12 protein-coding genes are annotated in these 9226 nt (G+C 71.7%); 2 read left to right on the forward strand and 10 right to left on the reverse strand.

Translation table 11 applies throughout. The features are described from left to right. The coding region (gene xseA, locus GXW76_RS23830) for an exodeoxyribonuclease VII large subunit (RefSeq protein WP_211864641.1) at positions 1-922 on the reverse strand (922 nt) is incomplete at its 3' end. A 50-nt stretch (positions 923-972) separates the two neighbouring features. On the opposite strand from xseA, the gene purD reads away from it, so the two are divergent. Continuing rightward, positions 973-2241 (forward strand): phosphoribosylamine--glycine ligase, encoded by a 1269-nt coding sequence (gene purD / locus GXW76_RS23835; protein WP_211864642.1) that lies wholly within the window; start codon positions 973-975, stop codon positions 2239-2241. A gap of 237 nt (positions 2242-2478) precedes the next feature. On the opposite strand, the gene GXW76_RS23840 is transcribed toward purD, so the two are convergent. Continuing rightward, complete coding sequence (locus GXW76_RS23840) at positions 2479-2769, reverse strand: 4a-hydroxytetrahydrobiopterin dehydratase (protein WP_211864643.1); 291 nt, start codon at positions 2767-2769, stop codon at positions 2479-2481. A gap of 50 nt (positions 2770-2819) precedes the next feature. Between GXW76_RS23840 and GXW76_RS23845 the strand changes: the two genes are divergently transcribed. Further along, positions 2820-3212 carry a metallopeptidase family protein gene (locus GXW76_RS23845; RefSeq protein ID WP_211864644.1) on the forward strand — a complete coding sequence of 131 codons (393 nt, stop codon included), beginning with the start codon at positions 2820-2822 and terminating at the stop codon, positions 3210-3212. 182 nt (positions 3213-3394) lie between these two features. Here GXW76_RS23845 and GXW76_RS23850 read toward each other — a convergent pair whose 3' ends face one another. The 8 genes from GXW76_RS23850 to GXW76_RS23885 form a co-directional block, all read right to left on the reverse strand. Next, complete coding sequence (locus GXW76_RS23850; protein ID WP_211864645.1) at positions 3395-4198, reverse strand: undecaprenyl-diphosphate phosphatase; 804 nt, start codon at positions 4196-4198, stop codon at positions 3395-3397. Between the two features lie 179 nt (positions 4199-4377). Next, positions 4378-4830 carry a protoporphyrinogen oxidase HemJ gene (gene hemJ / locus GXW76_RS23855; RefSeq protein WP_211864646.1) on the reverse strand — a complete coding sequence of 151 codons (453 nt, stop codon included), beginning with the start codon at positions 4828-4830 and terminating at the stop codon, positions 4378-4380. Further along, the gene (locus GXW76_RS23860; RefSeq protein WP_211864647.1) at positions 4827-5120 is read right to left on the reverse strand and encodes a DUF1330 domain-containing protein; all 294 of its coding nucleotides are present in this window, start codon (positions 5118-5120) and stop codon (positions 4827-4829) included. Before GXW76_RS23860 ends, hemJ begins: the two co-directional genes overlap by 4 nt. Positions 5121-5184: 64 nt before the next feature. Further along, a complete protein-coding gene (locus tag GXW76_RS23865) occupies positions 5185-6123 on the reverse strand; it encodes a tripartite tricarboxylate transporter substrate binding protein (RefSeq protein ID WP_211864648.1) in 939 nt (312 codons plus the stop codon). Between the two features lie 83 nt (positions 6124-6206). After that, complete coding sequence (locus tag GXW76_RS23870; RefSeq protein ID WP_211864649.1) at positions 6207-6533, reverse strand: plasmid stabilization protein; 327 nt, start codon at positions 6531-6533, stop codon at positions 6207-6209. A gap of 97 nt (positions 6534-6630) precedes the next feature. Next, positions 6631-7743, reverse strand: a complete 1113-nt coding sequence (locus tag GXW76_RS23875) for an NADH:flavin oxidoreductase/NADH oxidase (RefSeq protein WP_211864650.1) — start codon at positions 7741-7743, stop codon at positions 6631-6633. Then, the gene (locus tag GXW76_RS23880; protein WP_211864651.1) at positions 7740-8501 is read right to left on the reverse strand and encodes a DUF2272 domain-containing protein; all 762 of its coding nucleotides are present in this window, start codon (positions 8499-8501) and stop codon (positions 7740-7742) included. Before GXW76_RS23880 ends, GXW76_RS23875 begins: the two co-directional genes overlap by 4 nt. A gap of 134 nt (positions 8502-8635) precedes the next feature. Then, positions 8636-9226: hypothetical protein (locus GXW76_RS23885; RefSeq protein ID WP_211864652.1), on the reverse strand; the 591-nt coding region annotated here is incomplete at its 5' end.

Genomic DNA, 9226 nt, shown 5'->3' on the forward strand with positions numbered 1-9226 from the left:
GTTCCGCGCGCAGCAGCCGCAGCCGCGCGCCGTTCAGCAGCCCGGCGGCCGCCTGCGCCAGCCGCGCCCCGGTCTGCGCCAGCGCGGCGGAGAGTTCCGCCCGCGCCGGCACCGCCAGTTCCGCCGCGGCCGTGGGCGTCGGGGCACGGCGGTCGGAGGCGAAGTCGATCAGCGTCGTGTCCGTCTCGTGCCCCACCGCGCTGATGAGCGGAATGGAACAGGCGGCGGCGGCGCGGGCGACGATCTCCTCGTTGAAGGCCATCAGGTCCTCGAGGCTGCCGCCGCCGCGCGCGATGATCAGCACGTCGGGACGCGGCACGCGCCCGCCATGTTGGATGGCGTCGAAGCCGCGGATGGCGGCGGCGATCTGCTCCGCGGCGCCCTGGCCCTGCACCATGACCGGCCAGAGCAGGATCCGGCGCGGGAAGCGCCGCGCGACGGTGGTGCGGATGTCCTGGATGACCGCGCCCTTCTCGGAGGTGACGACGCCGATCACGGCCGGCAGGCGCGGGATCGCCTTCTTGCGGTCGTCGTCGAACAGGCCCTCAGCCAGCAGGCGCTTGCGCAACGCCTCGATGCGCGCGAGCAGCGCGCCCTCGCCGGCATATTCCAGGCGCTCGATGATGAGCTGGTACTTGGAACGATCCGCATAGGTGGAGATGCGCCCCGTCGCGATCATCTCCACGCCGTTCTCCGGCATGGTGCCGAGGTTGCGGACGGCGGATTTCCAGATCACCGCCTCGATCTTCGCGTCGGCGTCCTTCAGCGACAGGTATATGTGCCCGGAAGGATACCGTTTCATCTCGGTGATCTCGCCGCGCACGCGCACGCGGCCGAAGGCGCCTTCCAGCGTGCGGCGGATCGCTCCTGCCAGGTCGGAAACGCCGTATTCCGGGATGTTGGTGGTCGCCGGGGTGTCCATGGCGCCACCCTATGCTAAGGCGCCGCCCGTCAGAAGCGGGGGTATGGGCGATGAAGGTCCTGGTGGTCGGCGGCGGCGGGCGGGAACATGCGCTGTGCTGGGCAATCGGGGCATCCCCGCTGCTGAGCAAATTGTGGTGCGCCCCGGGCAATGCCGGCATCGCCGAACTCGCCGAATGCGTCGCCATCGGTGCGGAGGACATCCCGGCCCTGGTCGCCTTCGCACAGGAACAGTCGGTGGACCTGGTCGTCTGCGGTCCCGAGGCGCCCCTGACCCTCGGCCTCGCCGACGCCTGCGCCGCCGCCGGGCTGAAGTGCTTCGGCCCGAGCCAGGCCGCTGCGCGCCTGGAAGGCAGCAAGGCCTTCACGCGGGAGGTCGCGGACGCCGCCGGCGCCCCCGGCGCGCGCTGGCAGCGCTTCACTGATCCGGCCGCCGCGAAGGCCTATGTCCGCGAACAGGGCGCACCGATCGTGGTGAAGGCGGACGGCCTCGCCGCCGGCAAGGGCGTGGTCGTTGCCGCCACGGTCGAGGAAGCCGAGGCCGCCATCGCCGACATCATGGAATCCCGCATCCACGGCGAATCCGGCGCGACGGTGCTGATCGAGGAATGCCTGGTCGGGCAGGAGGTCTCCTTCTTCGCCCTGTGCGACGGCAACACGGCGATCCCGCTGGGTGCCGCGCAGGACCACAAGCGCGTCGGCGACGGCGACACCGGCTCCAACACCGGCGGCATGGGCGCCTATTCGCCCCCGCCGGTCTTCACCGATGCCCTGCGCGACGAGGTGATGGCCCGCATCGTCCAGCCCGTGCTGGCCGAGATGGCGAAGCGCGGCGCGCCGTTCCGTGGCGTGCTCTTCGTCGGGCTGATGATCACCGCCGACGGCCCGCGCCTGATCGAATTCAACGTCCGCTTCGGCGACCCGGAATGCCAGGCGCTGATGGTGCGGCTGCGGAGCGACCTGCTGCCGGCGCTCCTCGCCGCCTGCGACGGGGAACTGGCTTCCTTCGACCTGCGCTGGGAAAAGCTGCACTCGCTCGTCGTGGTGATGGCCGCGAAGGGCTACCCCGGCAGCTACGCGAAGGGCACGGAGATCCGCGGGATCGAGCGCGCGGCGCAGGTGCCGGGCGTGCAGGTGTTCCACGCCGGCACCGCGCGGCGGGAGGACGGGGCGCTGGTCGCGACGGGCGGGCGCGTGCTGGGCGTCACCGCGACCGGGACGACGCTGGCGGAGGCGCAGGCCGCCGCCTATGCGGCGGTGGATGCGATCGACTGGCCGGAAGGGTTCTGCCGCAGGGATATCGGCTGGCGGGCGCTGTGAGGGTGGCGGACGGGGAGGGCGCTGCCCTCCCGGGGCCCCTCCCGCCAGAGGCCGAAAGGCCTCTGGACACCGGAACTTGATCGGGGATTGCGGGGAGGGAGCACGCACCGCGCGTCGCCGCCGGCGCGCCCCCTTCCCCGCAATTCCTGATGAATCAAATGGTTTCCAAAGGCCCTTAGGCCTTTGGTGGGGGGAGGTCCGGAGGGGGGAAAAGCCCCTCTCCGCCCCCGCGCGCCGTCACGCGACCAGCCGGTCGATCGCCTTCGCCAGCGCCACGTCCCGCGCGCTCAGCCCGCCTGCGTCGTGCGTGGACAGCGTGATCTCCACCTTGTTCCAGACATTGGACCATTCCGGGTGGTGGTCGTGCTTCTCCGCCAGCAGGGCGACGCGGCTCATGAAGCCCCAGGCCTGGTTGAAGTCGGCGAAGCGGAAGCCGCGGGTGATGGCGTCGCGCCCCTCCGCCGGGCTCCAGTCCGGCAGATCCTGCGGAAGTTTCGCCCGGCCTGCCGCGTCCAGTTTCTCGACCATTGCTGCCTCCTGTGCTTGACGCCGGCCGGGCCGGCCGCGCATGAGGCGCCATGCGCTTCTCGACCCCGCCCGGCCTCGATGACCTCGTTGAGATGGCCGAGCACGCGCTGGCCGCAATCCCCGAGCCGCTACGCGACCTGGTGCGCGGCACGGCGATCCTTGTCGAGGATACGCCCGACGACGAGACCCTGCGCGAGATGGGCATCGAAAGCCCGTGGGAGCTGACCGGCCTCTACCAGGGCGTGCCGCTGACGGCGAAATCCGTCGGCGACGTGCCGCGCGAGCCGGACCGCATCCTGCTGTTCCGCGAGCCCATCCTGCTCGAATGGATCGAGACGGGGGAGGATCTGTTCCGGCTTGTCCGCAACGTGCTGATCCACGAGATCGGGCACCATTTCGGCCTGTCTGACGACGATATCGAGCGGCTGGAGGAAGACGAGTAGAGCGGCGTCCGCCTGGGCGGACATCGTTCTCGCCGCGCCTGAGCGGACGTCTTCGCGCGCACCGCCGACACCTGTTCCCTGGAGCAGGTCCCGATCAGGTGGAATCGCCTGGTCGGGTGAAGATGCTCGCAGAAGCAAAGGCCTGGAGCGGCGTCCGTAAGCCGAGGCGAACGGAGGCCGTTCTAGCGCAGCGCCAGCACCGCCAGCATGAACAGGCCGAGCCCGATCCGGTACCAGCCGAAGGGCGTGAAGCCGATGCGGCCGATCACCGCGAGCACCGCCCGCACCGTGACGAAGGCGACCAGGAAGGCGGCGACGAAGCCGACGCCGATCTGCCCGAAGGCGGAGAAATCGACCTCCGCCCGCGCCTTCCACAGCGAATACACGGTCGCCGCCAGCATGGTGGGGATGGCGAGAACGAAGGAGAATTCCGCCGCCGCCCGGCGTTCCACCCCGATCACCAGGGCGGTGATGATGGTCGCGCCGGATCGCGACGTGCCCGGGATCATCGCCAGCGCCTGGCCGAAGCCGATCAGCAGCGCGGCGAGGGGCCCGATCTCCGGCACCGAGAGGATGGTCGGCTCCCGCCGCGTGCGCTCGATGGCGATGATGGCGATGCCGCCCAGGATCAGGGCGACGCAGACGACCCACGGATTGAACAGCAGCCCGGTGATCGTCTTGTGCAGCGTCGCGCCGATCACCGCCGCGGGCAGGAAGGCGAGCACGAGGTTGATGACGTAGAAGCGCTGCCAGCCCGCCTGCCACATGCCGCGCAGCAGGTCGAGGATGAGGCCGCGATAGATCACCACCACGGCGAGGATGGCGCCGAGCTGGATCGAGATCTCGAAGGTCTTGCCCGGCGGCCCCTCGAAGCCGATCAGCTCGCCGAGCAGGATCAGGTGGCCGGTCGAGGAGATGGGCAGGAACTCGGTGAGCCCCTCGACGATACCCATCAGCAGGGCGGAGAAGATCGAACCGAGGTCCATGGGCGAATCCGGTTGCGGCGTGGGGGGACCTTATGCCCATCGCGACGTGGCGTGAATCGGGCGGCGCGGATGACATCTTCGCCATGCCGGTGCCGCCGCGCCCGTGCCCGCGGCCAGCGGAGCCGGCCGGCCCCGCGCGCCCCGGACGGCGCCCGCCCCGGCCTGGCTCCTGAAGCCGGCTAGAAGGGCTTCACGATCACCATGATGACGATCAGGACCAGCGCCAGCGTCGGCACCTCGTTGGCGATGCGCCAGCCGCGTTCGCTGCGCCTGTTGGCGTCGCGCGCGAAACGCTTCCGCCCGATGGACAGGTCGTGGTGGAACACGGTCATGGTGATCAGGCCGAGCATCTTCCCGTGCCACCAGCCCGCCTTCCAGTCCACGATGCCGGGCGTCAGCACCAGCAGCACGCCGAAGGTCCAGGTGGCGATCATCGCCGGATTCATGATGGCGCGCAGCAGGCGGCGCTCCATCACCTTGAACAGTTCCGATTGCGCGGAGCCCGCCTCCGCCCGGCAGTGATAGACATAGAGCCGCGGCAGGTAGAACAGCCCCGCCATCCAGGCGAAGACCGAGATCAGGTGCGCCGACTTGGTCCAGAGATACCACGGCGCGAGCGCGTCGATGGTCATGCCGGCACCCCTTCCACCAGGGCGATGTGCGCGGTGCTGGCGGCGCGGCGGAGCGCGATCAGCGGCGCGTAGTCATCGCTGTGGCAGAAGTTGCGCGCGGCTTCCATGCTCGGGAATTCGAGGATGACGATGCGGTCCAGGCCGGGCTCGCCTTCCATCACTTCCATCGCCCCGCCGCGCACGAGGTAGCGGCCGCCGTGCTTCGCGATCACCGCGGGCGCCTGGCGGCGGTAGTCTTCGAAGCGCTCGCGGTCGTGCACGGTGATGTTCACGATCAGATAGGCGGGCATGGCATCCTCCGGCCGGATTGCGGCGCACCATGGCCATGCCCGCGCGGGGCCGGCAAGGCGGCGCCTACCGTCCCAGGCCGAGGTCCCGCAGCAGCGCCTGGTTGGCCGTGCTTTCCGCCGCGAAGGTCTCGCGGAAGGCCGTGCCCGGCAGGAAGGCGGGCACCGAGGCGAGACGCTGCGCGGTGGTGCGGAAGCCCTCGCTCGCCACCGCCGCCTCGCAGGCGCGCTCGATCGCCGCCGCCGCGGCGTCCGGGATGCCGGCCGGCGCGATCAGCCCGCCATGCGAGGACCCCTGCACCGGGAAGCCGAGCTCGCCCACCGTCGGCACATTCGGCAGGTGCGGCAGGCGCTGCGCCGTCACCGTCGCGATCGGCGTCAGGCCGGTGGAAGCCGGGATCGAGGACGCCTCGATGAACGCCATGATCTGCCCGCCGAGCGCGGCCTGGCTCATCGGGCCCGCGCCGGTGAAGGAGACCATCAGCCCTTCGACGCCCGCACGCTTCAGCAGCGCCGCCATCAGGATGTGCTGAGTGCTGGCATTGCCGGGCGCGCCGTAGACCAGCGCTTCCCGCGCGCTGCGGCCAAGCGCGACGAGCCCCGCGAAATCCTGGAACGGCGCATTGCGGCCGAGGATGACGACCTGCGGGTTGTCATAGACGCGGCAGAGGAAGCGGAAGCTGTCCAGCGAATAGGTCAGGTTGATCGCATGCGGCTGCGCCGTGATCGGATTGTTCGGCGTGATGCCGATCGTGTAGCCGTCCGCCCGCGCGCGCGCGAGTTCCGCCGTCCCGATCGTGCCCGCGGCGCCGCCACGATTCACCACCACCACCGTCTGGCCGAGCGCGCGCGACAATTCGGGCTGCAGGGCGCGCGCCATCAGGTCGGTATTCCCGCCTGGCGGATAGGCGGCGATCAGGGTGATGGGGCGGGAGGGAAAGGCCTCCTGCGCATGGGCGAGGGACGGTGCGACGGCGGCGAGCAACAGGGTGAGCAGGCGCATCATGGCGTTTTCCTCCCGGACGATGCGCCAGACTGGACCGGATCGAGCCCGCACGGAACCGGGCACCAACCGGCCAACCGTATCGCCTATGCCCGGGCCTTCTTCGCCTTCGCCGCCGCGTTGCGCTTCCGGGTGGCGGCCGCCTTGCGCGCCGAGGCGCTGCGCTCCGCCGGGCTGCGCGCGGCGGCTGCAGCACCGCCCTTGCGCCCGCCCTTGCGGCTCGACACCTTCGTGTCCGGCACGCCGCGGCCGCTGCCCGAACGGTTGCCGCCGCCACTCTCCTTGTTGACGGTGGCCCAGGCCCGGCTCTCGGCCTCCTCGCGGGGCACGCCGCGTTCCATGTAGCCCTCCGCGATGTGGCGGGCCTTGCGTTTCTGCTTGTCGGTATAGCTGGACTTGTCTCCGCGCGGCATGGCGGCCTCCTGGATCGTGATCCGGGAAAACGCCGCAACGGAGGAAGGGGTTGCCGGCCGGGTGCGGGGAGGGGCCGCCGCCCCTCCCCGTGTCCCTTCACAGCGTCTGCATCGGCGCCGCGATCTCGGGGTCCATCGTCCACTTGCCGAGCGTGTTCCACCCGCGCTCGTACTGCGGCGGGATCGGCAGCGCGTCCACGTGCCCGAGTTCCGCCGCTGCGCGCATCGGCCAGTAGGGCTCACGCAGCAGCACGCGCGCCAGCAGGACCAGGTCCGCCTTGCCTTCGGTGACGATGTCCTGCGCCTGCTTCGGCTCGGTGATCAGCCCGACGGCCGCGACGGGCAACTCCGCGCCGCGCTTCACCGCTTCCGCCCCCGGCACCTGGTAGCCGGGCCGGAGCGTGATCTTCTGCCCGGCATCGAGCCCGCCCGAGGACACATCGACCAGATCCACGCCGAGCGCCTTCACGCGGCGGGAGAGCTCGACGCTCTCCTCCGTCGTCCAGCCGCCCTCGACCCAATCGGTGTGGGAGATGCGGATGGCGAGCGCGACATCGGACGGGATCGCGGCGCGCACCGCGGCCGAGATCTCGCGCGCGAAGCGGGTGCGGCCCTCGAAGTCGCCGCCCCAGGCATCGTTGCGGCGGTTGGAGATCGGGCTGAGGAACTGGTGCGCCAGGTAGCCATGCGCGCCATGGATCTCGATGAAGCGGTAGCCGGCGCGGACGGACCGCTTCGCCGCCTCGGCGAAGGCGGCGATGGTGGCGCCGATCTCGGCCTCGGTCATGGCGTGCGGCACGGCGAAGCCGTCGAAGGCCTCGGCGGAAGGCGCGTCGCAGACCCAGGACGGATCGGCCGCGCCCTGGCCCCAGGGCGGCTGGCGGGATGCCTTGCGGCCCGCATGCGCGATCTGGATGCCGGCGACGCCGCCGGTGGCGTGGATCGCCTCGACGATGCGCGCATGGGGCGCGATGTGCGCCTCGCTCCAGATGCCGACGTCCGCCGGGGTGATGCGGCCTTCCGGCACGACGGCCGAGGCCTCGGTGATGACGAGGCCGGCGCCACCGACCGAGCGCGAGACGAGGTGCGCGAGATGCCAATCCGTCGGAAGCCCGTCGTCACGGCACGAATACATGCACATCGGCGAGACGCCGATGCGGTTCTTGAGCGTGACGCCGCGCAGCGTCAGGGGCGAGAAGAGATCGGTCACGAGGCAGGACCCTCACTGTGGGATGGTGGGAACCACGGGGGCAGGCGCCCCAGCCGGTTCTCGATGACGGCGAACCATGTGGGTTGCCCCGGCCCCCGCGGAAGAAGGCGTCCGGCCGGATCGGTGGCGAAACGGGAGAGGGTGACGGCATCGCGGATATTGCCGCCGACCGCTTCCACCCGCCCGCGCGCCACGCGCACGACGATGTCGCAATGCATGGGCCGGAACCGGCCCTCATCCGCCGCGCGCTCGCGCCAGGAGGAGATCGGCACGGCCGAGCGATCGGCGCAGACCAGGTCGCCGACGCGCGGCGCACGCTCCGCCACCTCGTGCGGCACGAAGGGGGCGGCGTCGGGGAAGCGCCGCGCGTCGGCGATCAGCGCATCGAGGTAGTAGGAATGCGCGGAAGACGGCGGGAATTCCCGCGCATCGACGCCGGCGCCGCGCAGCACGAAGGATATGAAGGCGGCCGACCAGGCGGGCTCGCGCCACAGGGCGGGACTGCCTTCGCGGTAGAGTGGGCGGTTGCGCGCGATCGGGCCGGCCCCTTCCGGCACTGCCCGCCAATAGGCGAGCACGCGCGGGAAGTTCTCGGCATCGGCCTCGCTGCCGCGGGCCGGCGCATCGGAGGCCTGGCGCCCCCAATCCTCCCACTCGGCCTCGGCAATGCGCAGCATGCGTTCGCGCGCGGAGGGCGGGTAGGAGAGCGGCGGTTCCGGCGGCGGCGGCGCCGCGCATCCGGCCAGGAGCAGGAGCATTCCTGCCGCGGGCCGCCGGAGGCGATCCGCCCACCCAGGGACGCGAGGGGATTCCGCTTCCATGGGCGATCGGTCGCGACGCCCTTGGGGCCCAGGCTGGGGGGGATTTCTCCGATGCCCCGACGCCCCGGCCTTCACGCCGCCACCCTGACCACGGCCGCTTCCGGCGGCAGCAGCGCCGCCAGCGCGGCCGCCTGGGCTGCGAGCGATGGGGCCGAGCCAGGCCCACCCGCCGCCACCACCAGCACCTCGCCCTCCGGCCGGATGCGCGCCTGCAGCAACGCCGTCGCGGTTTCCGCCAGGAAGGCCAGGCGGCGCGCCTCCTCCGCCGGCAGGGGCAGCACGCCGGCCGCGCGTGCACCCTGGGCGGCGCGCAGCGCGCGCAGCAGGCGCGCGAGGTCCTCCGTCGTCGCCGCCACCGGGTCGCCCTCCCCGCGCAGGGCGAGCGTGTCCACCGGCCCCGGCAGCGTCGCCAGTGCGAGTATCACGAGGCCGCGCCGCAGCGCGGCGGCGTCGTGTTGCGATGGCGCCAGCGCGAGGTGGCGTGCCAGCGCCAGCAGCGCGATCGCATGGTCGGCGACGGTGGCGGGCGCCGCGCCGGCTTCGCGGAACACGCCCGAGTCACGCTGCGTCGCCCGCAGCGCCGCCGCCAGTGCCGTGCTCCGCGCGAGCAGAGCCGCCTCTCCCGTCGCGCGGTGCAGCGCCTCGGCGGCCATCAACGCCTG

Source organism: Neoroseomonas soli (assembly GCF_018129065.1).
Classification (GTDB): Bacteria; Pseudomonadota; Alphaproteobacteria; order Acetobacterales; family Acetobacteraceae; genus Neoroseomonas; species Neoroseomonas soli.

What these genes read in the sequence shown, in the direction of transcription:
- purD (WP_211864642.1), top strand. Translation starts at nt 973, where the DNA reads ATGAAGGTCCTGGTGGTCGGCGGCGGCGGGCGGGAACATGCGCTGTGC.
- GXW76_RS23840 (WP_211864643.1), bottom strand. Translation starts at nt 2,769, where the DNA reads ATGGTCGAGAAACTGGACGCGGCAGGCCGGGCGAAACTTCCGCAGGAT.
- GXW76_RS23845 (WP_211864644.1), top strand. Translation starts at nt 2,820, where the DNA reads ATGCGCTTCTCGACCCCGCCCGGCCTCGATGACCTCGTTGAGATGGCC.
- GXW76_RS23850 (WP_211864645.1), bottom strand. Translation starts at nt 4,198, where the DNA reads ATGGACCTCGGTTCGATCTTCTCCGCCCTGCTGATGGGTATCGTCGAG.
- hemJ (WP_211864646.1), bottom strand. Translation starts at nt 4,830, where the DNA reads ATGACCATCGACGCGCTCGCGCCGTGGTATCTCTGGACCAAGTCGGCG.
- GXW76_RS23860 (WP_211864647.1), bottom strand. Translation starts at nt 5,120, where the DNA reads ATGCCCGCCTATCTGATCGTGAACATCACCGTGCACGACCGCGAGCGC.
- GXW76_RS23865 (WP_211864648.1), bottom strand. Translation starts at nt 6,123, where the DNA reads ATGATGCGCCTGCTCACCCTGTTGCTCGCCGCCGTCGCACCGTCCCTC.
- GXW76_RS23870 (WP_211864649.1), bottom strand. Translation starts at nt 6,533, where the DNA reads ATGCCGCGCGGAGACAAGTCCAGCTATACCGACAAGCAGAAACGCAAG.
- GXW76_RS23880 (WP_211864651.1), bottom strand. Translation starts at nt 8,501, where the DNA reads ATGCTCCTGCTCCTGGCCGGATGCGCGGCGCCGCCGCCGCCGGAACCG.